The organism is Candidatus Woesearchaeota archaeon, from assembly GCA_018303405.1.
GTDB lineage: Archaea > Nanobdellota > Nanobdellia > Woesearchaeales > JABMPP01 > JAGVYD01.
The window spans coordinates 135578-153059 of record JAGVYD010000009.1 but is presented as its reverse complement, the minus strand read 5'-3'; the positions used below and the strand labels follow the sequence as shown (position 1 = coordinate 153059).

At 45.7% G+C, this 17482-nt stretch carries 30 protein-coding genes and 2 tRNA genes; 6 read left to right on the top strand and 26 right to left on the bottom strand.

The window, feature by feature from the left end; translation table 11 throughout:
* Positions 1-14 precede the first annotated feature (14 nt).
* From J4227_02390 to J4227_02300, 19 genes are all read right to left on the bottom strand, one after another.
* Positions 15-611, bottom strand: coding sequence for a 50S ribosomal protein L6 (locus tag J4227_02390; protein ID MBS3109352.1), 597 nt, complete (start codon positions 609-611; stop codon positions 15-17).
* A gap of 38 nt (positions 612-649) precedes the next feature.
* Complete coding sequence (locus tag J4227_02385; protein ID MBS3109351.1) at positions 650-1039, bottom strand: 30S ribosomal protein S8; 390 nt, start codon at positions 1037-1039, stop codon at positions 650-652.
* A gap of 10 nt (positions 1040-1049) precedes the next feature.
* On the bottom strand, positions 1050-1256 hold the full coding sequence (locus J4227_02380) for a 30S ribosomal protein S14 (GenBank protein MBS3109350.1): 207 nt from the start codon (positions 1254-1256) through the stop codon (positions 1050-1052).
* A 34-nt stretch (positions 1257-1290) separates the two neighbouring features.
* Complete coding sequence (locus J4227_02375; GenBank protein MBS3109349.1) at positions 1291-1806, bottom strand: 50S ribosomal protein L5; 516 nt, start codon at positions 1804-1806, stop codon at positions 1291-1293.
* A gap of 14 nt (positions 1807-1820) precedes the next feature.
* A complete protein-coding gene (locus J4227_02370; protein MBS3109348.1) occupies positions 1821-2513 on the bottom strand; it encodes a 30S ribosomal protein S4e in 693 nt (230 codons plus the stop codon).
* Positions 2510-2893, bottom strand: coding sequence for a 50S ribosomal protein L24 (rplX, locus tag J4227_02365; protein ID MBS3109347.1), 384 nt, complete (start codon positions 2891-2893; stop codon positions 2510-2512). Before rplX ends, J4227_02370 begins: the two co-directional genes overlap by 4 nt.
* 24 nt (positions 2894-2917) lie before the next feature.
* On the bottom strand, positions 2918-3319 hold the full coding sequence (locus J4227_02360; GenBank protein ID MBS3109346.1) for a 50S ribosomal protein L14: 402 nt from the start codon (positions 3317-3319) through the stop codon (positions 2918-2920).
* 5 nt (positions 3320-3324) lie between these two features.
* Complete coding sequence (rpsQ, locus tag J4227_02355; GenBank protein ID MBS3109345.1) at positions 3325-3819, bottom strand: 30S ribosomal protein S17; 495 nt, start codon at positions 3817-3819, stop codon at positions 3325-3327.
* 24 nt (positions 3820-3843) lie between these two features.
* Complete coding sequence (locus J4227_02350) at positions 3844-4116, bottom strand: ribonuclease P protein subunit (protein ID MBS3109344.1); 273 nt, start codon at positions 4114-4116, stop codon at positions 3844-3846.
* A gap of 10 nt (positions 4117-4126) precedes the next feature.
* Positions 4127-4435: a translation initiation factor gene (locus J4227_02345; protein ID MBS3109343.1), complete on the bottom strand. Its 309-nt coding sequence runs from the start codon at positions 4433-4435 to the stop codon at positions 4127-4129.
* Entirely contained in the window at positions 4432-4635 is a 204-nt protein-coding gene (rpmC, locus tag J4227_02340) for a 50S ribosomal protein L29 (GenBank protein ID MBS3109342.1), read from the bottom strand. Before rpmC ends, J4227_02345 begins: the two co-directional genes overlap by 4 nt.
* Before the next feature lie 11 nt (positions 4636-4646).
* Positions 4647-5447: a 30S ribosomal protein S3 gene (locus J4227_02335; protein MBS3109341.1), complete on the bottom strand. Its 801-nt coding sequence runs from the start codon at positions 5445-5447 to the stop codon at positions 4647-4649.
* Entirely contained in the window at positions 5444-5971 is a 528-nt protein-coding gene (locus J4227_02330; GenBank protein ID MBS3109340.1) for a 50S ribosomal protein L22, read from the bottom strand. Before J4227_02330 ends, J4227_02335 begins: the two co-directional genes overlap by 4 nt.
* Positions 5972-5983: 12 nt before the next feature.
* On the bottom strand, positions 5984-6370 hold the full coding sequence (locus J4227_02325) for a 30S ribosomal protein S19 (protein MBS3109339.1): 387 nt from the start codon (positions 6368-6370) through the stop codon (positions 5984-5986).
* A 28-nt stretch (positions 6371-6398) separates the two neighbouring features.
* Positions 6399-7112: a 50S ribosomal protein L2 gene (locus J4227_02320; protein MBS3109338.1), complete on the bottom strand. Its 714-nt coding sequence runs from the start codon at positions 7110-7112 to the stop codon at positions 6399-6401.
* An 88-nt stretch (positions 7113-7200) separates the two neighbouring features.
* Positions 7201-7461 carry a 50S ribosomal protein L23 gene (locus J4227_02315; protein MBS3109337.1) on the bottom strand — a complete coding sequence of 87 codons (261 nt, stop codon included), beginning with the start codon at positions 7459-7461 and terminating at the stop codon, positions 7201-7203.
* A gap of 2 nt (positions 7462-7463) precedes the next feature.
* The gene (rpl4p, locus tag J4227_02310; protein ID MBS3109336.1) at positions 7464-8429 is read right to left on the bottom strand and encodes a 50S ribosomal protein L4; all 966 of its coding nucleotides are present in this window, start codon (positions 8427-8429) and stop codon (positions 7464-7466) included.
* A 13-nt stretch (positions 8430-8442) separates the two neighbouring features.
* Positions 8443-9420, bottom strand: a complete 978-nt coding sequence (locus J4227_02305) for a 50S ribosomal protein L3 (protein ID MBS3109335.1) — start codon at positions 9418-9420, stop codon at positions 8443-8445.
* Between the two features lie 258 nt (positions 9421-9678).
* Entirely contained in the window at positions 9679-9981 is a 303-nt protein-coding gene (locus tag J4227_02300) for a hypothetical protein (protein MBS3109334.1), read from the bottom strand.
* Positions 9982-10232: 251 nt separating this feature from the next.
* On the opposite strand from J4227_02300, the gene J4227_02295 reads away from it, so the two are divergent.
* Positions 10233-10391, top strand: a complete 159-nt coding sequence (locus J4227_02295; GenBank protein MBS3109333.1) for a hypothetical protein — start codon at positions 10233-10235, stop codon at positions 10389-10391.
* 28 nt (positions 10392-10419) lie between these two features.
* Positions 10420-10491: transfer RNA gene (locus J4227_02290), tRNA-Thr, on the top strand.
* A gap of 9 nt (positions 10492-10500) precedes the next feature.
* On the opposite strand, the gene J4227_02285 is transcribed toward J4227_02290, so the two are convergent.
* Genes J4227_02285 through J4227_02275 form a run of 3 tightly spaced genes read right to left on the bottom strand, consistent with a single transcriptional unit; the run spans position 10501 to position 12141 of the window.
* The gene (locus J4227_02285) at positions 10501-11616 is read right to left on the bottom strand and encodes a permease (GenBank protein MBS3109332.1); all 1116 of its coding nucleotides are present in this window, start codon (positions 11614-11616) and stop codon (positions 10501-10503) included.
* Between the two features lie 13 nt (positions 11617-11629).
* A complete protein-coding gene (locus J4227_02280; protein ID MBS3109331.1) occupies positions 11630-11866 on the bottom strand; it encodes a TM0996/MTH895 family glutaredoxin-like protein in 237 nt (78 codons plus the stop codon).
* Complete coding sequence (locus tag J4227_02275; protein ID MBS3109330.1) at positions 11863-12141, bottom strand: winged helix-turn-helix transcriptional regulator; 279 nt, start codon at positions 12139-12141, stop codon at positions 11863-11865. The genes J4227_02280 and J4227_02275 overlap by 4 nt, the downstream gene beginning before the upstream one ends.
* 158 nt (positions 12142-12299) lie before the next feature.
* Here J4227_02275 and J4227_02270 point away from each other — a divergent pair, with 158 nt between their 5' ends.
* From J4227_02270 to J4227_02260, 3 genes are all read left to right on the top strand, one after another.
* The gene (locus J4227_02270) at positions 12300-12818 is read left to right on the top strand and encodes a hypothetical protein (protein ID MBS3109329.1); all 519 of its coding nucleotides are present in this window, start codon (positions 12300-12302) and stop codon (positions 12816-12818) included.
* Positions 12819-12839: 21 nt separating this feature from the next.
* Positions 12840-13151, top strand: coding sequence for a hypothetical protein (locus tag J4227_02265; GenBank protein MBS3109328.1), 312 nt, complete (start codon positions 12840-12842; stop codon positions 13149-13151).
* 143 nt (positions 13152-13294) lie between these two features.
* Entirely contained in the window at positions 13295-14080 is a 786-nt protein-coding gene (locus tag J4227_02260; protein MBS3109327.1) for a hypothetical protein, read from the top strand.
* A 30-nt stretch (positions 14081-14110) separates the two neighbouring features.
* On the opposite strand, the gene J4227_02255 is transcribed toward J4227_02260, so the two are convergent.
* From J4227_02255 to J4227_02240, 4 genes are all read right to left on the bottom strand, one after another.
* Complete coding sequence (locus J4227_02255; GenBank protein MBS3109326.1) at positions 14111-15058, bottom strand: FAD-dependent oxidoreductase; 948 nt, start codon at positions 15056-15058, stop codon at positions 14111-14113.
* Between the two features lie 95 nt (positions 15059-15153).
* Positions 15154-15819, bottom strand: coding sequence for a hypothetical protein (locus J4227_02250; protein MBS3109325.1), 666 nt, complete (start codon positions 15817-15819; stop codon positions 15154-15156).
* A 268-nt stretch (positions 15820-16087) separates the two neighbouring features.
* Positions 16088-16159, bottom strand: a tRNA-Val gene (locus J4227_02245).
* A gap of 40 nt (positions 16160-16199) precedes the next feature.
* Entirely contained in the window at positions 16200-16961 is a 762-nt protein-coding gene (locus J4227_02240) for a TatD family hydrolase (protein MBS3109324.1), read from the bottom strand.
* A gap of 83 nt (positions 16962-17044) precedes the next feature.
* Between J4227_02240 and J4227_02235 the strand changes: the two genes are divergently transcribed.
* Positions 17045-17452: a hypothetical protein gene (locus J4227_02235; GenBank protein ID MBS3109323.1), complete on the top strand. Its 408-nt coding sequence runs from the start codon at positions 17045-17047 to the stop codon at positions 17450-17452.
* Positions 17453-17482 lie beyond the last annotated feature (30 nt).

Genomic DNA, 17482 nt, shown 5'->3' with positions numbered 1-17482 from the left:
TTCATTTAATCTTATCAGGCTGCTTTCTTTCCGTTCTTGTCAATTATGTAAATCCCGTCCTGGAATCTTCGCCTGTCAAATCCAACACGTCTTGTAAGGGTTTCAATTGAGGCAGCAGTCTGCGCAACCAGCTCCTTGTCTATCCCTTCAATGATTATGATCTCTCCCTCAATCTTGACCTTGACATTCTCGCTGAAGCTGAGCACTCTGGGAATTTTTTCGCCAAGCAGGTTCTTGACAATCAGCTGCTTTCCGGAAACAGCCACATTCATCGGAAAATGCCCTGAACAGATTTTCAGCTTGTATGTTACGCCGTCCTGGACGCCCTTTATCATGTTCCTGAAGTGCGCCATCATGGATCCAACCTTTTTCTTCTCCTTTTGGGACCATGGCTTGGCAATGAAATTGACTTCCTCTCCTTTGACTTCTATCCTCACCTTCGGGTCATACATAATCCTGGCCACTTCCCCTTTCTCTCCCTTCACTTTCAGGGTCCTCTTGTCCATCGCAACATTTACTCCCTGTGGAATTTCAACTGCCTCGAGCAGGGTGTCCCCTTTCATTCTTGTTTCATCTTTTGGCTTTTTTGTTGCGGTGTTTTTTGCATCCATATTAATCATCATCTCTTCGTTATCATGCAGTTGATTTGCTAATAGCAGTATGCCAGCAGCTTTCCGCCAGTGCTTTTCTTCTTGGCCTCGATATGGGTCATTATTCCCTGGGGTGTTGTCATTATAATTATTCCAAAATCCTTGGCTGGCAAAAACCTCTTCTCGTATTTTTCGAAATCCTGCATCTTGACTGAAAACCTCGGCTTGATGACGCCGCACTTATTGATGTTGCCGAGCAGGTTTATCCTGATAATCCCTCCCCTTCCATCGTCAGCCTCTTCATAGCCGCCGATGTACAGGTTGTCCTGCATGACTTTCAGCACTTCCTTCACTACCTTTGAATTCGGCTTGGTCTGGCATTCTCTCATGCCTATGTTTTCCGCATTCAAAATTTTGGACATTGCATTTGCCAATGGGTCATTTAACATCGCATTCACCTTAGCTGTATTTCTTGAATCCTATTTCCTGGGCAACATCTCTGAAGCATTGCCTGCACATATGTATCCCATATTTGCTTATGTGCCCGCCAGTCCTGCCGCACCTTCTGCACTTTCTCAGCATTTCACCGCAGCTCCTTTTCTTGGGCGCGCTGTGCTTTAGGTATTTTTGCAGCTTGACCGGGTTAGCCTTGAGCTGCTTGATCATCTTTCGGTAATCGCTCGTTGTCATATTTTTCCTCCTATTCCTCCTCGATCTTGACTGCGAAATTTTCAGACATGAATGTCATTGCATCCTGCCTGCTTATCTGGTGGTGCTTTGGTATTTTTTTCACCATTTTCCTTCTCCTTCGTATCCTGAATCCCGGCCTGGCCAGGGTAACGCAGACTTCAAGCCCCATTATGCCTATTTCCGGGTCGTATTTTATGCCCGAAATGTCAATATACTCAGGTATGCCAAATGAAACATTGCCTCTTTCATCGAATTGCCTCGGCTTCAACACATGCTCCTTGGCATCCAGGAGCCTCGGCAAGAGCTCAGCAGCTTTGCCTTTTCTCAGGGTCAGCTTGCAGCCAATAGGGAGGCCCGGCCTCAATCCCCATGCAGGAATCCTCTTTTGTGTGAATGTCTTTACAGGGTCAAATCCTGTTATCCTCTTGATCAGCTTTATGCCTTTCTCGAGCTTGTTCACATCCTTTCCGGCGCCTACATTTAAGGTAAGCTTCTCAATCCGGATTTTCCTCATTGGGTTTTCCATAATTCCACTTCATCCTAATTTTCAGATAATGATACGAGCGGCTTGCTTTTTCCTATGACAAATGCGTATTTCTTGAGTGTTTCATAGGTGTGGCCGTCCTTTGTCTTGTAGGTGATTTTGCTCTGCGCAACATCTTCGACTGTTCCTGTGCTTCCTGAGTGCTTTCCGCCTACCAGGTAAACCATTGATTTTGGCTCCAGCCTGACATGCTCCACAATTTTCTGGCTCGGGACTTCAATAAGGATGCTGTCCCCTGTCCTGAATTCATTCTTGTCAGTCATGATTGTCCTGCCATCATGCATAGTCAGCTGTATCATCTTGCTTGTCATTTTTTTGCCTGATATCTTGCAAAGCTTTACGCCGGATTCCTTGTCCGATATCTTTACTGCTTTCAGCTTTCCGTCCTCATCGATTATCACGCGCAAAAATTCCTTGGAGGCCGGCATGCTTATGACATCCATCAGGCCAACAATCATCTTTGAATCTCTTCTCTTCTTGCCGTCTACAAGGACATCATACTTGGTCATCATGTACCTGACTTCCTTTGCGTTCCTGGCGGCTTTGGCCATGTCCCTGAGCATCACTACCAGCGGAATCCCGTTGTCAAATGGATGCGCACCCGGATTTGGCCTCGCAATGAACTTATTGGCCTTTCTCAGGATATTCCATCTTTTTGGAGCATAAGGTCTTTTGAGGTGGTTCTTCATTTTTTGGCCTCCAGTCTTTTCATTCTATTCTTGTCATCAGTGTTGAGCTCTGTAATCATGACATTGGATGGATGCATGAAAAATGCCACCTTGCTGCCGTCCTTCTTGATTATTTCAATTCCCTCTACCTGGAGCCTTGTGGCTTTGAGGTCGACGGATGCGATTTTTCCAATCTTTCCCCTGAACTGGCCTTTCATAACCTTCACTTTGTCCCCAACCTTGACCCTGATAGACCTTTTCCCGTGCTTATTCCTGAGGTCTTTTGAAAGGTGCGAATGGAGCATTTTTCCTTTTAGGTGCAGTGGCGCATTGAAGCTGTACTTTCTCTGCTTCCTTGGCTTTGTGCTTGCCTTCCATTTGCTTGAAAATTTTTTTTCCATAGTAATCACTTTTTCCAATTATAATCATAATATCAGGCTGGCCACCTTGGCGATGCCGGGCCATCTTTCTGCAGCCTCTTTTGCTATTGCGCCCTTGAATATTGTCCCTTTGGGGTTTCCCTTTTCATCCTTGAGCACAACAGCTGAATTGTCCTCGAACTTGATTCTCATCCCATCAGGCCTTCTGTACTCCTTCTTTTGCCTGACTATGATTGCAAATACAACCTGTTTCCTCATGTCCGGCCTGCCTCTCTTCACAGCGGCCATTACCAAGTCGCCGACCCCGCATCTGGGGATTCTTCCTTTGACTGTCTTTGATCTAAGCACCGATGTAATCTTGATTACCTTGGCGCCTGAATTGTCGCAGGTATCAACATAGCTGCCGACGTTTAGTCCCTTGGTGACTTTGGCTTTTACTGGCTGCATCCTGTTCACTCCATGCCGTCAGATGAATCTGAGCTTTCCTTTTTCTTGGATTTCTTTTGGCCCTCTTCCTCATGGGCCTTTTTCTTGACAATCTTCTCTTTTTCTTCCTGCTCAATCATCTTCCTTCCCTTGTAGGCAAGCTCCTCGCCGACTTTCTCCACAATTGTGTGGTGGATTGTCTTGCTCAATGGCCTTGTTTCCCTTATCTTGACTATGTCCCCTTCCTTTGCGTTGATGTGAGGAGGGTTATGGACGTGCAATCTTGTAATCCTGTTCTCATATCTCTCATATTTTGGAACAAAATGCTTTCTCTGGATTTCAACAGTGGCGCTTTTCATTGGCTTGGAGCTGACCACTATGCCGACAAATGTCTGCCCCCTAAGGCTGATATTATTGTATTTTCTTGATGTCTCTGAATTGGAAACAGATGCGCTTCCCTGGCCAGCGGCCTCGCCATGCTTGGCCTCTTTGCCTGATGCTTTGTTGGATTTTTTAGCCATTTTTTCTCCCTGTCCCTTGTTTGCTCACTTAATCTTCATCTTGATCCGGTCTTCCGGCCTTTGGGCCAGGATTCCAGCGTCGATTATGACTTTTTGACCGTCCCTGAGCTCGAATGCAATTGCGCAACCCTGCTTGAGGACTGTCTTCCTCTCACTCTTTTCTGTCAGCATGATGAAGGCATTTTTTGTCTCATCAATCACTTTTCCCTTGATCCCGGCCAGGCTTTTGTTCTTGGCGCCCATGACCTCTGCCATGAGGCCGATGAACTCGTGCCTGGCAATGTCTTTTCCTGCCATCTGGCTGGCCCTATCGGACCTCAATCGTTTCAGGGGCAAACCCCATCTCGACGAGTATCCTCTTCACGGCCTGCCTGTGGTCGCCTTGAAGCTCAATCTTGCCATCCTTGATTGTCCCGCCGCAGGCCAGCTTGGACTTCAGGTTCTTGGCCGCTTCCTTGAGGTCGATTGATTTTGTGTCAATCCCCTCCACTATAGTATAATACTTGTTGAATTTTTTATTGACAATGAAAACCCTGATTTTCTGGCTTTCCTTTGCGATTATCTCGCAGACGCACAGGTCCGGAGGCAAGCCGCATTTGGAGCAAATATCGTTCATTCTTTTTTGTCCCTCATTTTTTGGTTCATGGCCGTCATTATCTTGGCCACTGTTTTTTTCATCTGCCTGATTTGGCCGGGGCTTTTTGGAACAGTCCCTGTCGCGACCTGCGCATTGCTCTTTATCAGGTCTTTTTTCACTTCAGCCATCTTTTCGTTCAGCTGTTCCCTGTCCATTGCCTTTATTTCCTTGAATTTCATGATAATTGCCCTTATCCACTGCCGGTGCTTTCATCCTTTGCCTCATCCTTGCTCTCGTTGCCGGATTCAGCCGCTTTTTTCTTTCTCGGTGCCTTTTTCCTTGTCTTGGCAGTTTTCTCTGCAGGTTCTTCCTCGCTTTTTTCCGCATCAGCCTCAATTTTTTCGCCTGAAGCTTCATTCTGCTGCGCGCTTATTTCATGCACTTCTGTAGTTGCATCTTCAACAACTTCAATATCATCCGGCAGCTCTATGTCCGGCGGCATAATCCTGACCTGGATTCCGATTGTTCCGGTTTTCAGCTGGGCCTCTGCATACGCCTTGTTCACGCCTATCTGTGCAATGTCCCCGCTTTTCTTCAGGTAGCCAGTGTAGAATCTCCACTGTTTTGCGCGTGCGCTTGGCACTTTTCCTGAAATGAGTATCTCAATCCCCAAGGCGCCATTCTTCATTGTGTCTTCCATTGCCTTGTGGCTGATGCCCTTGAACCTTGCCGAGCCGAATTTTTCCAGGGATTCAGCAATCCTTTCGCTGACAATATGTGCGTCATGGTAAGGCGCCTCGACCTCGGCAATTTCTATTTGTGGATTTTCAAGATTGAATTTCCGCTTCAATGTGTTTGTAAGCTTCTTGATGTTCTGCCCTTTTTTGCCGACTACAAGGCCTGGCCTTAGGGCATGGATGATTATTTTTTCTCCCAACGGGGTTTTCTGGAGCTTTGTGTGCGAATGCCCGACTCTCTTGAGGGTATTTCTGATGTATTCCTGGATCTGGTATTCCTTTATTTTCTGTGCAACAAACTGCCTTTCAATCATTGTTTCGCCTCTTTGCCTGCTGCTGGCTTAGCGCCTGCTGTGCTTCCCTGGCCTTTCCTTGCATGGCCCCTGGCTTCGGCCTTTGATTCTGCCTTTTTTTCAGATACAACAACTTCAATGTGAGTTCTTCTTGCCTTCCTTCTTGTCTGCCTTCCATACCGCCAAGGCCTTGCTGCCTTGTTTGCCGCTATATGCAGTATGACAAGGTCATTTGCACTCAGGCCCTTTGTTTGCGCATTGGCCTCAACTGAATTCAATATCCTGAGGATAGACTCGCTGGCTTTCATTGGATATCTTCCCGGCCCAATCCCCTTCTTGTGGCCAAGGTCAAAAGTATGCCTTGTAAATGGCACTGCCTTTTTGCCGAGTATAACATCCTGCAGGATGCTCTTTGCCCTTGAAAGCCTCATCCCCTGCACATACTTGCAAATTTCTATGCTTTGTTTTGTTGAAATTGGCAAATCCCTTCCCATGGCTTTTGCATAATTTTCCGGAAATTTTGCCATTCCATACTTGATTGACATTGCTTATCCCCCTTACCTGACTGAAATCGCTGAGCTGCTTCTTGTAGCGCCAATTCCTGGTGCGCTGTGCTCAACCCTCTTTCTTGTGATTGAAAACTCGCCAAGCCTGTGGCCCAGCATTTCCTCATTGATCATGATTGGCACAAATTCCTTGCCGTTGAATACCTTGATTGTCATGCCAAGCATGACCGGCATGATGACCATGTCCCTGCAGTGCGTTTCAATATTCCTCTTGCCTGACCTGATTCTCTTGAGCAGTTTTTTTTGCTCTTCGGTCCATCCCCTCTTGACAATTTTCCTTCTTTCCCTTGAATTTATGAGCATGGCAAATTCCTTGTCGCTCATTTCCTTCAGTTCCTGGACGCTTTTTCCACGGTAGGTGAATTCCTTTTTTGCCATTTGGTTACCTCATGAATGCTTGACAGCTTTACCTCTTGTATCCTGTCCTTCTCGGCCTGATCTTGCCAACCTTTCTTCCTGGCGGCGCATTCTTTGGCGCTATGGTCGGTATTCCCTTCTTGCTTGACCTTGACCCGCCGAATGGGTGGTTGACTGAGTTCTGTGATGTTCCCGATACCTTTGGCCATACCTTGTTCCTGGCTGTCATCCTGAAATAATTGTTGCCCGCCTTGAGCAGCGGCTTTTCGGGCCTTCCGCTTCCTGCTACTATGCCAACAATTGCCCTGCATTCTGGGTTGAATTCCTTCCTTTTCTTTGAAGGCAGGAGCAATGTCACGCTTCGAGGCAGCCTTCCCAAAACCCTGGCGAATCCGCCGGTTGAGCGCACAAATTTGCCGCCGTCCCCCGGATGCGCTTCAATGTTGCAAATTGATGTCCCCTCAGGAATATTCTTTAATGGCAGAATGTTGCCAGGCCTTACCTGCGCATCCTGGCCAACCTGTATCTCCTCGCCTACCCTGATGCCTTCTGGCGCAATGATGAAGCATTGCTCGCCATTGTCGAGCTTGATGTCAACCAAGGGGGCATAATGGCCCGGGCATTTTACAATATCCACAATTTTTCCGATTACTGTTGTCTGCGCCACTCTGGGCAATTTTGCCTCGGCCTTATAATAAAAACTATGAGCGCGATATCTAGGCGAACCCTTTCCCCGTTTCTGCTGAATCAAGTTCTTTCCCATAACTGGCCTCAGTTAACACGGAATTGTATTGATAGGATTTCCGCTGCGCTTCAATCCCATGGCTCCCTGCACTTCGTTCCTCCTCTAATTACATCAGCCCCAAGTTGGTTGCCAAGTCAATGGCAGGGGTTGACCTGTTGAATTTGATGTATGCCTTTTTTTCGCCAGTCGGCGCATTGTATGTCCTGACACTGTCAACTTTCACTTTGAAAGTCTCTTCAATTGCCTTTTTCACGTCGAACTTGGTTGCCCTTCTGTCCACTACGAATATCAGCTTGTTCTCAGACTCCATGAGCCTGATTGATTTTTCAGTCGCCAATGGGTATTTTATGACTTCGCCAATTTCCATAATCATTCACCGGCCTTTCTGGAAGCGCTTTTTTTCGTGCCTGTTTTTGCCACTAGCCTTTTGGCCTTGGCTGGCATGTCAGCTTTCTCGGCTTTTCTTGCCTCGGTTTTTTCCCCTGGTTTTGCAGGTGCACTCTGACCTTCTGCGGCTGCCCTGAATTCATCTGTGAAAAGGTTCTCATTGGCAAGCCTGTCGATTGCAGCTTCCGTGAACAGTGTCAGCCTTCCTGGGTAAGTTCCAGGGGCCAGCATTTCAGCATTCAGGTTGCTGACAATTTCGATCTCCACACCGGGCAGGTTGGAGCATCTCCTGTAAAGCCCGCAGTCCTTGGACACCACAAGCAGCATGCCCCTGTTCATCTTGTACCTTCTTCCCCTGCTTTTTCCTCGGCCAGCCCTGACTTTTTTCTCTGAATTTCTGGCATACTCATTCTCAAGCCCCCATGCTTTCAGGGCCCTGAAAATCTCATTGGTCTTTTCCATGTTTTCAATCTGCGATTCAATTATGAATGGGAAATTCTCTGGGACAAGGTGGCCTCTCTGCATAACGATATTCTTGTCCATTGTCGCGGCCAGGGCGCTCCTGATAGCCTTTCTTCTTTCTTTCTTGTTGACCTTGAGGTCAAAGCTCTTTTCTGCTTTCGGGGGGTGCGCCCTCCTCCCGCCGACCATTCCGGGTGCAAAAGCGCCGACCCAGTTCATCCTGGTTCCCCTGCTGCTCATTATTTTTCTGGGGACTCTTGATATTCCCAGGCCATACGAGCCTCGGTAATCCCTTCTTCTCCTGGACACAACTGCGCTGCTCTGCTTTCCAGCCATTGGAAAGGCCCCATACCTTTGCCTTTTCTTGCCCTGGATTGCAATGACTACCCTCTTGATAATGTCAGGCCTGAACTCCTCGGCAAACTGCCTTGGAAGCTCCTTCTTGCTGACTTCATTTTTCATTGCATTGACAACTGGTATTTTCATTCGGCTTCACGGTTTATTTTTTTGGGTCAGTGCTTATGATTGAGATTGCAGGCGCATCCCTTGGGAATTTCTTGTGGTCCCTTCTTGCGTCTGTCATCATTATCATTCTCTTTGTCGAGCCTGGCAATGAGCCCTTGACCAAAACATACTGGTTTTTGATATTGCTGTAATGGGTTAAGCCCCCTCTTGGCATCACATCAGCAGGATTGTCCCCGATCTTTACAATCCATTTGTTGTATTCTGTCCTCTGGTGATATCCCATTTTGCCGGCGTGGGCAACCCTCCATGACGCCGGCCCTGTCCATGGTCCGACGTTGCCTGGATTCCTGATTGCTTTTTCTGATTTGTGCTGCCTAAGCATGACTCCAAACCTTCTGCGCGGCCCCTGTGTTCCATGGCCCCTGGTCACACCATGGATGTCCACAACCTTGCCTTCTTTTGCGAAATCATTTATCCGGATGTCCTTTCCAAGCATGGCTTTTGCATAATTCAGCTTTTCCTGGACGCTTCCGCCAATGCCCAGCTCAAAAACCTCTGGCTTCTTCTTGCCAATGCCAGTGAGCTTAGGCTGCGTATAAGCCAAAATCCTGATATCATGATAGTCCTCTGCCTTAAAGTCGTCAATTTTCTTGCTGGCTTTCTTGGGCAGTGATATTTTCCTGCCAAGCTCCTTTTCAGGCTTCTCGGCAAAAATTTCGGAAGAAACAGACAGGCCATATGTGGATTTTTTGTAAAAACGGACAGAAGCAACCTTGAGCGGGGGGCACTCCAGGATTGTGACGGGCATGAATATCTCCTTGCCTTTTGTCATCGAATGCTGGCGGTTGTCGGCAAGCATGATATGGGTCATTCCTGCTTTATAGCCCGGGAACCCCAAAGGCCTGGCCTCCTTGGCGCCTTTCCAGGTCCTAATCCTGGGATAGGCCCTTTTAGCCCTTACTCTAGGCCATACCTGCAAACTTCCCCGATGCGGTGTTCTTGTTCGTGGCATTTTTTAGAGAGTCCCCTGTCTTGAGCATAGGTTTGTGAGGCATTTGCCCAGCACTTCCTAAACCGCCTTTTTCTAAAGCCTTTCAAGAGAGAATCAGATAACTCTGCCCTTGTACTGAAAAGCTTTTTTTCAGGCGTGGGAACACATATTTAAACTTCTTCGACCAATGTTTAAATACCTATATTCCAGAAATTTGGGGCCATTTATAAAGGTTGCTATACGTGACAGCATGCCCGGGCATGCCATTTCAGGCCTTCATTATATATAATTCCACACGAACATGAAAACAAACAAGGCAATGTGAAGCGCCATAATAAGGGCGTTTATGAACCAAAATACAAAGGCTTCTTTTGCATCACTTCCTCTTTTAAGCCTGGCATATGATATTTTGAGCAATACCAATGCGGACACGAACCATGCTGAAACGCCCAAAACCTTTGGCCAGCAAAAAATCGTGCCTGTCAGGGTTGAGTCGCACCTGCGCGACACAACATAAATAAAAAATCCCAGAAATACCAGGATGAAGATATACTGTGCTGCCTGGTATTGCCTTCTGTCCATGCATCCTGCTCAGTGGCACGGGTTTTTATTCTTTTGCATATAATTCATCAAGACGATACTTGTGTCATCCATGATGGTCATATATCAAATTCGCGCCCTCATTTAACTACATTAAATGAGGGTTTATTTTTCTCCCCCTCGGGTTAGTGCGGGGAGAAAAATAAAGTCGTTGGAACAACGACCGCGAATTCTGCTGTGCCCATTTCATTTTATGCACAAGCCTTATAAAATGCCCTTTATTATCATGTGCAATGAAATGCGCAATCTGCAAAACCGAAATCCAGGAAACATTCCTGAAAAAGCCTGTCGGGACTTTCATCAAGGACAAGAAAGGCAAGAAGCACCTTGTCTGCTCAGCCTGCCAGAAGAAATTCAGCAACGATAAGGAAAAGATTTTAACGACGATCTGATTTAGTTCTCATAAGCAAGCTATTTTGTGCCCCTGTAGCTCAGTCGCAGAGCGCTTGCCTCGTAAGCAGGAGGTCGAGGGTTCAAATCCCTCCAGGGGCTTTTAACCCTTCAAATAAAGTTTCCAAATGCCAGCCCGGCAGCGGTTGAGGACAAAATTACAAGCAGAGCATACACCAGCGTTTTCTTAGTGCCCAGGATTTTCCTTATTACCAGCATGCTGGGCAGGCTCAGGCTCGGCCCAGACAGAAGCAATGCAAGAGCTGGCCCATCAGCCATACCTTTTGACATAAAAGCCTGCACGATAGGTATTTCAGTTAATGTGGAGAAATACATGAACGCTCCAAAAATTGAAGCTATAAGGTTTCCCACAACAGAATTTTTACCGACGAGATTTGTTATGACTTCCTCAGGCAGCAACGGCATTATGAATCCAGCTACAAACACGCCAATAAAAAGCAAAGGCAAAATCAGCTTTGCGAAGCTCCATGTTTCACCAAGCCAATCATGCCTCATCTCTTTATTGAATTTAAACATAGCAATTAAAATTATGCCGAGTCCCAGCGCTGCCATGATGTAATATTTTGCCGATTGGCCAATTTGCAATCCATTTACAATAAGGAACCCAATCATCAATGCAAAAAATATAGCAATAACTCCATTTGAAATTTTATGCTTTTCTTCCTCTCCGGAAAAGAATTCTCCCTTTTCAACATCCTCCCTGAAAATCCATGCCATGGCCAACCCAACTATTAGGGAAATTAGTATGGAGCCTATGATCCTGGCAAAGCCAATGCCCGTGCCCAAAACACCAATCGTCAGAAAAATAGCTGCAATATTTATAGCAGGACCCGAGAACAGAAATGTTATCGCTGGCCCTAGACCAGCGCCTCTTTTCCTGATGCCAGCAAATAGCGGAAGGATTGTGCATGAGCAGACTGCCAATATGGCACCTGAGACTGATGCAACACCGTAAGACAAAAATTTGTTTGCATCCCTCCCCAAATATTTCAAAATCTTGTCTTTTTTCAAAAATACTGCAATTGCGCCGGCAATGAACATGGCCGGAACAAGGCATGTTAGAATGTGCTGTTTTGCATAATCGCCCAACAGATTAATCCCGGCGATCACAGACGAATTGAACCACTCACTGTTATCCGGGAGGAAATAAAAGAATCCGAAAACAACAGCAATCACAGCCATTAGCATAATTTCCCTTTTTTCCATATTGCCATCCTGGTTACATTCCCTTTAGAAAATTCTTGATTTCGGGCATTGCTGGCACCCTGCCAAAACTTTTCAATTTTCCATCTATGATAAGCCCAGGAGTTGAGAAAACGCCTTTGGCAACAATCTCATCAATTTCGATCACTTTTGATATCTCTGCCTCAACTCCTGCCTCTTTGCAGGCCAATTGGACTTGCTCCTCCAGAAACTTGCATTTTGAGCATCCTGGACCGAGTATCTCTATTTTCATTTTTTTATCCCGACAATTCTGAGGGCGCCATACACTCTCTTGTCCTTGATTGAATATATTATCTTCTTGCCCTCCCTTTTCGAGGATATCAGCCTCCAGTCCTGAAGCTTTGCAAGATGCATTGATGTGTTTGACTGGGTTTTCTTAATTATCTCCGGTAGTTCACATGCGCATTTCTCCCCATGGATAAGTGCCTTCAGTATCCTAAACTTGGTTTCCTCTCCAAGCGCCCTGAAGATGGTCAGCTTTTCTTTCATATCAACATCTATTGATATATTGATATATAAATATTTCTATCCGGGCAGGGCTTATTCAAGTCATTATAATTTACATCCTTCAGGCAATGTGGCATGCATCGTCATGGAATATATTTTAACTTAAAAGTAGTAACAGAATGCAAAGATTTAAAAACAACCTTTCCCTAACTATTCTCATGGCAACACACCCCTCAGGAAATAAAATTCTAGCCTTAACTTTGGCCACTTTGCTTTCCGGCGTTGCACAGCCAGCGTCAAAAGCTGAAGTTGAAAGGATTCTAAGGCAGTTGCAGGAAAATGGCAGCAGGCATAAAATATCAGAATCAGAAGGCGGCGGTTGGCAGTACTCAATTGAAAAAGAAAATGTCACTCTTGGCGGCAAAACATATGATCACGCGACCATGGCATACTTCAGGAGTCCAGACAGCAAGGAAGAAGCGCTGATATTGACAATGTTCAGGAAGGCAAATGATGGGCTGGAATTCAGGCTCGTGACAGACGGCGGCGACAAGCCATTGGACGGCAAGGCTGACTATCACATCTACAAGACAATGGATTTTGCAGAAGCCCTCAAATTCATATATGGTGCAGCTTCAGCGACAACAGAAGACCAAGCAAAGAAACTGCTGGCTCCGGCTGATTCAGGCGCACAAAAAGTATATGACGATGCAGTAAAAAGCGGGTTGCAAAAATAACGTTCCAATTTTCTAGTCACTATGTCAGAAAATCACTCGAATGAAAATCACGAAAACGGCCACCATGATTCTGGTGATGCCAAGTCGCCGTCAAAATTAGAGAATATTGCCATGGGCGTCCTTGCCGGATTGATCACAAACTACATTTTTCCAGCTGCTACACCATTGTATGCCCTGGGCCGTGCGGCTTTTTTCGGTGCAATAAGTCCATTGGCTGACAAGCTAATTTATCCAAAAGTGAAATTAGGCGAGCTTTACAAGAATGCCCCGCTGGAAGGGGCAGGTTTTTTCGGTGGTCAATACCTCCAAACTCTTGCGCAGTATGTAATCTGATTCCTTTATCTATGCATTTGACTAAAATGACTTGCAAGCACTTTTAAATCCATCGTCCAAGTGACGCTAACTTAACAGCCCAGCAAATAATAACATTTATATAACCGAGGATTTTGCTTTACAATAATTGTAATGGTTGCAAAATGTCGGCTAAAAAACTATTCCCATTCATTGCAGCATTTCTCTTAGTTTCCATTCCGGTATTTGCACATGAAGAATCCGAGGAAGGAGAAACCGTTGAAATCAGCGCCGGCGTCCTGCCAACATCAATATTTTACAGCCTGGACACATTTGCCGAAAGAATCAGCCTTTGGACAACTTTCAGCCAGGAGGAAAAAGTGGACAAGCTTTTTCAGAATGCGAATGAGAGGATTGCAGAAATCCGTGAGCTGATTGAGGGCAGCAAGGCTTCCAAGGCGCAAAAGGCCGCTAAGCTGCAGGCTGAGGCAATATCCCAGGCAGCATCATTCATGTCCATCTATGATTCTGGTCCCGTAACTGAGCAATTTCTTTTCAGGGAAGGATTTATCGCTTCCCTCCAGCTCCACGCAATTGAAATTGCTGAGCTCGCCGATTATTATCCTGAAAAAATCACAGCAAAGGAAAGGCTGGCAAATGATTTTCTGATTGATTCATTGGTTAAGCCGGTCGAGAATCTGAACAAGGATTTGGTCAATAAGGGCTGGGAAGGCATAACGGAGAAATCAACAGACGAAGCCATCAGTCGTGCAGAATCCCTTTTGGCCCAAACCAGGGGCAACTCTTTTTTTACAAAGAAGCACTATGATGACATGGACTCAGAGATGGCCCAGGCAAAAAGCGAAAACAAGAAGGGTAATTTTGTGGAGGCCAAAAGCCTTGCAAACAGCCTTGCCGTGCACATAGGGGAAGAGATGCTCATTTCACAGATTCCGGAATCATCTGGCTGAAACAAAAAACCCTGTAATGCATTTAGAAAATCATTTCTTGGTTTTTTCAATGAAGTCATAGGCAGAATATGCTGCCTTAACTCCCTCGGCAACGCCTGTAATTGCCTGCTTAAACCTTGTATCCACGACATCTCCTGCCGCATACACCCCTGGTATATTTGTCTGGCTGTCCCTGTCAATCATGATTTCTCCCTTTGCATTGACCTTTACACCCAGCTGCGCGGCAAGGCCTGACAAGGGTATGTGCCCAATCGCAATAAAAACTGCATCCAGCTTGAACTCGTGGCTGTTGTTGTAAGGATTGTCAAGCATAACGTGCGTCACAAATTTGTCACCTTTAATCTCCTTCACATTGGTGTCATGTATCAATCTTATTTTCTTGTTTGCCAGTACCCTATCATATGTCACGGGCTCGGGCCTGATCTTGGCTCCCCTGTAAATGATGTACACCACTTCAGCCCATTGGGTCATGACCAGGGCATCCTTTGCAGAGGAATCGCCGCCTCCTATCACTGCCACAACCTTTCCCTTGTAGAATGCGCCGTCGCACAGGGCGCAATAGTGCACTCCCTTGTTTGCATATTCTTTTTCGCCAGGCACGCCTAATTTTTTCCATTCAGTGCCAGTTGCGAAGACTACTGTCTTGCTGATGACCCGCTTCTGGCCCAATGTCATGATTTCAAATAAATCATCATAGCCCTTTTTCACATTTGTAACCCTGTCATCAAGCAATGTGACGCTCTTGTACTCAGCCGCGTGCTCCTTCAGCTTTTCTGCAAGCTCAATTCCGGTAAGCCTTTTGAAGCCAGGGTAATTTTCAACAACGTCAGTAGTGGTTATAACGCCGCCAGGGGCGTCGCCTATCACTATTGTTTTCATGTGGAACCTGCCAGCATACATGGCTGTGCCATAGCCAACAACTCCGCTGCCAATTATGGCCATGTCATAGACATCTTCTGATTTTTTATTCTCTTCCATGGGCTGAAATAATTGCTGCGGGTATTTAAGATTATTGTTTAATCTGTTTATTTGGAATATGCATTATTTTCTTGGCATAAACACCAGAAACCCTATCAATCCTTCAGACTGGACTTCAAGATTTTGCTGTTAAGCGCATTTATTGTCTTTTTAATGAGCTTCATCCTTCTTTCCAGGAAAATATTTTTCATTGCCAGCCTGTTATTTCTGCTTTTGACATAATCCCTGAGTTTTTTCTGGGCCATTGCATTCTTCTTTAATTGGATGTCTATGCTTTTTAGGTGCTTGTTCTGCAAAACTGAATATCTTTTCAGCTGCTTCATGGTCTTTTTGTCAAATTTGATTTTACCCATGAAGCTTTCAATTTTAAATTGGGCAACCGGCACATTTGGATAGATATCCAGGGAATTGGCCCTGATGCCTGCTTTTCGCGACTGATCCAATTCCTTTTTGGCTTCTGCCCGCGAGTCCTGCAGGTTGGCATGATGGATTCTCATCTGATTGACATTTGAGATCATCCTATCCTCTTCTTTCAAAAGCTCTGTATTGCCTGGCTTATTGACTTCCACGACTATGTCCTTTAGGCCATAGCTTATGCGTACAATGCCCAGCTCCTCCAAGAAATATGCCCAATTGTTGACAATGTTGCCCGGCAGCCCGAGTTCCCTTGCTGCCTCTCCCAAGGATATCCTATTCCTGGCCCTAATAAGCCTGATGAACCCGTCTATTCCTGTTTGTATCAGATATTGCTGAGTGTGCATTTATTTGGCCCCTGAATATAAGCATGGCATTTACCTCTTTTCTGAGAGCCTTAAATATAGCATCCTATTTAAATCTAATGGCACCGGACTGGCTGCAAATAGCCTTTTGTGCTCGGCACATCCCTTATCAGCCATAGAAAAATTAATATACTAATTATATCAAAAAATGCTGGATGGCATCACCGCGAACCAATGAGGAAGTGGAAGAAGAGTGGCGGGAATACATAAAAAACAGGCGGAAAAAGAGCGACTGAGTTCTCTATTTTAATGGGCCCGACCGGATTCGAACCGGTGACCTCCGCCGTGTGAAGGCGACGTCATACCACTAGACCACGAGCCCAAACAATTGATATGTGAGATTGAGTATAAGCATAAAAACCTTATCCAAAACTCTTTTGGTAATTCATATAGATATTTTTTGCAGTCTCCTCTTCAGTCATGCCTTTAAGCTCAGCAATTTTTTTTACAGCCCCGGAAACATTTGCAGGCTCGTTTCTTTTTCCTCTTTCAGGGCCCAGATAGGGCGCGTCAGTCTCGGTCAAAAGCTGCGTTATGCTGACTTTTTTCACAATCTTCTGGAAATGCCCTGAAACAACCACATTTGCCGGTATGGAAAGCACCCACCTGTTTTTTTCAATCCTCTCAACAAGCTCCATGCTCCCGCCAAAGCAGTGCATCACTACCTTTTTGCATCCCTCATGTTCCAGGATATCTACAGTGTCTGCCTCCGCATCCCTGGAATGCACAATAAGGGGAACATCAATCTCCCTGGCCAGGCTGATAAATTTTGAGAAAATGCCCTTTTGCCGGGCATGGCCTTCAGGAGTCTTGTCCCAGTGATAATCCACTCCTACCTCTCCTATCCCAATTATTTTGCCCTTGTTTTGCCGTATAAACCCTATTTCAGCGTCAATTTCATCATCTCTAAGTTTCAGGGCTTCAATTGGGTAAATGCCCAGGGCAGCCTTAATTTCACCATATTTCCCGGCAAGCTCTAAAACTCTCCTGTTTGATTTGGCATCCAGCCCATTGCTGACTATATGCTTCAAGCCAGCATTCCTTGCCCTTTCCATAACCTCATCAAGGTCGGTCTTGAACTTCTCGCTGTCAAGGTGCGCATGCACGTCAACCAAAAGCCCCATGGAAAGGCTAGAAGCTGACATCTTTATAATATTTTCTCGATAGCTTTAAATATCCTAATCTTTTCGCCCGAATTGGTGATAATATGCCAATCGCAGGTTTCGGATTCACAAAAATGACAGTTGAAAGGAATGAAGGCAAGGGTACAAAGCTTAATATTGAAAACAATGTCTCAATAAAGGATATCAGCGAAATGGACACTGGCTCTTCCAAGCCAGCCCAAAAGACGCTCAAATTCTCTTTTGTATTCACCTCTAAGTTTGCCCCGGATTTCGGCGAGATAAAGCTTGAAGGGGACGTAATCTACATTGAAACAGACAAGAAATGCAAGGAAATTCTTAAGGAATGGAAGAAGGAAAAGAAGGTGCCGCAGGAACTCCTGCCAACAGTGCTGAATGCCGTGCTGAGCAAGTGTGCGGTGCAGGCAATTATACTGAGCAGGGAAATAAACCTTCCATCCCCTGTGCCTTTACCAAAAGTTAATGTTAACTGAGCATTACATAGCACATTATCCCCCAAGCAA

Bases quoted from the DNA above. Each gene is read 5' to 3' on its own strand.
- J4227_02390 (MBS3109352.1), bottom strand. From the start codon at position 611: ATGGATGCAAAAAACACCGCAACAAAAAAGCCAAAAGATGAAACAAGA.
- J4227_02385 (MBS3109351.1), bottom strand. From the start codon at position 1,039: ATGTTAAATGACCCATTGGCAAATGCAATGTCCAAAATTTTGAATGCG.
- J4227_02380 (MBS3109350.1), bottom strand. From the start codon at position 1,256: ATGATCAAGCAGCTCAAGGCTAACCCGGTCAAGCTGCAAAAATACCTA.
- J4227_02375 (MBS3109349.1), bottom strand. From the start codon at position 1,806: ATGGAAAACCCAATGAGGAAAATCCGGATTGAGAAGCTTACCTTAAAT.
- J4227_02370 (MBS3109348.1), bottom strand. From the start codon at position 2,513: ATGAAGAACCACCTCAAAAGACCTTATGCTCCAAAAAGATGGAATATC.
- rplX (MBS3109347.1), bottom strand. From the start codon at position 2,893: ATGGAAAAAAAATTTTCAAGCAAATGGAAGGCAAGCACAAAGCCAAGG.
- J4227_02360 (MBS3109346.1), bottom strand. From the start codon at position 3,319: ATGCAGCCAGTAAAAGCCAAAGTCACCAAGGGACTAAACGTCGGCAGC.
- rpsQ (MBS3109345.1), bottom strand. From the start codon at position 3,819: ATGGCTAAAAAATCCAACAAAGCATCAGGCAAAGAGGCCAAGCATGGC.
- J4227_02350 (MBS3109344.1), bottom strand. From the start codon at position 4,116: ATGGCAGGAAAAGACATTGCCAGGCACGAGTTCATCGGCCTCATGGCA.
- J4227_02345 (MBS3109343.1), bottom strand. From the start codon at position 4,435: ATGAACGATATTTGCTCCAAATGCGGCTTGCCTCCGGACCTGTGCGTC.
- rpmC (MBS3109342.1), bottom strand. From the start codon at position 4,635: ATGAAATTCAAGGAAATAAAGGCAATGGACAGGGAACAGCTGAACGAA.
- J4227_02335 (MBS3109341.1), bottom strand. From the start codon at position 5,447: ATGATTGAAAGGCAGTTTGTTGCACAGAAAATAAAGGAATACCAGATC.
- J4227_02330 (MBS3109340.1), bottom strand. From the start codon at position 5,971: ATGTCAATCAAGTATGGAATGGCAAAATTTCCGGAAAATTATGCAAAA.
- J4227_02325 (MBS3109339.1), bottom strand. From the start codon at position 6,370: ATGGCAAAAAAGGAATTCACCTACCGTGGAAAAAGCGTCCAGGAACTG.
- J4227_02320 (MBS3109338.1), bottom strand. From the start codon at position 7,112: ATGGGAAAGAACTTGATTCAGCAGAAACGGGGAAAGGGTTCGCCTAGA.
- J4227_02315 (MBS3109337.1), bottom strand. From the start codon at position 7,461: ATGGAAATTGGCGAAGTCATAAAATACCCATTGGCGACTGAAAAATCA.
- rpl4p (MBS3109336.1), bottom strand. From the start codon at position 8,429: ATGAAAATACCAGTTGTCAATGCAATGAAAAATGAAGTCAGCAAGAAG.
- J4227_02305 (MBS3109335.1), bottom strand. From the start codon at position 9,420: ATGCCACGAACAAGAACACCGCATCGGGGAAGTTTGCAGGTATGGCCT.
- J4227_02300 (MBS3109334.1), bottom strand. From the start codon at position 9,981: ATGGACAGAAGGCAATACCAGGCAGCACAGTATATCTTCATCCTGGTA.
- J4227_02295 (MBS3109333.1), top strand. From the start codon at position 10,233: ATGAAATGCGCAATCTGCAAAACCGAAATCCAGGAAACATTCCTGAAA.
- J4227_02285 (MBS3109332.1), bottom strand. From the start codon at position 11,616: ATGGAAAAAAGGGAAATTATGCTAATGGCTGTGATTGCTGTTGTTTTC.
- J4227_02280 (MBS3109331.1), bottom strand. From the start codon at position 11,866: ATGAAAATAGAGATACTCGGTCCAGGATGCTCAAAATGCAAGTTTCTG.
- J4227_02270 (MBS3109329.1), top strand. From the start codon at position 12,300: ATGGCAACACACCCCTCAGGAAATAAAATTCTAGCCTTAACTTTGGCC.
- J4227_02265 (MBS3109328.1), top strand. From the start codon at position 12,840: ATGTCAGAAAATCACTCGAATGAAAATCACGAAAACGGCCACCATGAT.
- J4227_02260 (MBS3109327.1), top strand. From the start codon at position 13,295: ATGTCGGCTAAAAAACTATTCCCATTCATTGCAGCATTTCTCTTAGTT.
- J4227_02255 (MBS3109326.1), bottom strand. From the start codon at position 15,058: ATGGAAGAGAATAAAAAATCAGAAGATGTCTATGACATGGCCATAATT.
- J4227_02250 (MBS3109325.1), bottom strand. From the start codon at position 15,819: ATGCACACTCAGCAATATCTGATACAAACAGGAATAGACGGGTTCATC.
- J4227_02240 (MBS3109324.1), bottom strand. From the start codon at position 16,961: ATGGGGCTTTTGGTTGACGTGCATGCGCACCTTGACAGCGAGAAGTTC.
- J4227_02235 (MBS3109323.1), top strand. From the start codon at position 17,045: ATGCCAATCGCAGGTTTCGGATTCACAAAAATGACAGTTGAAAGGAAT.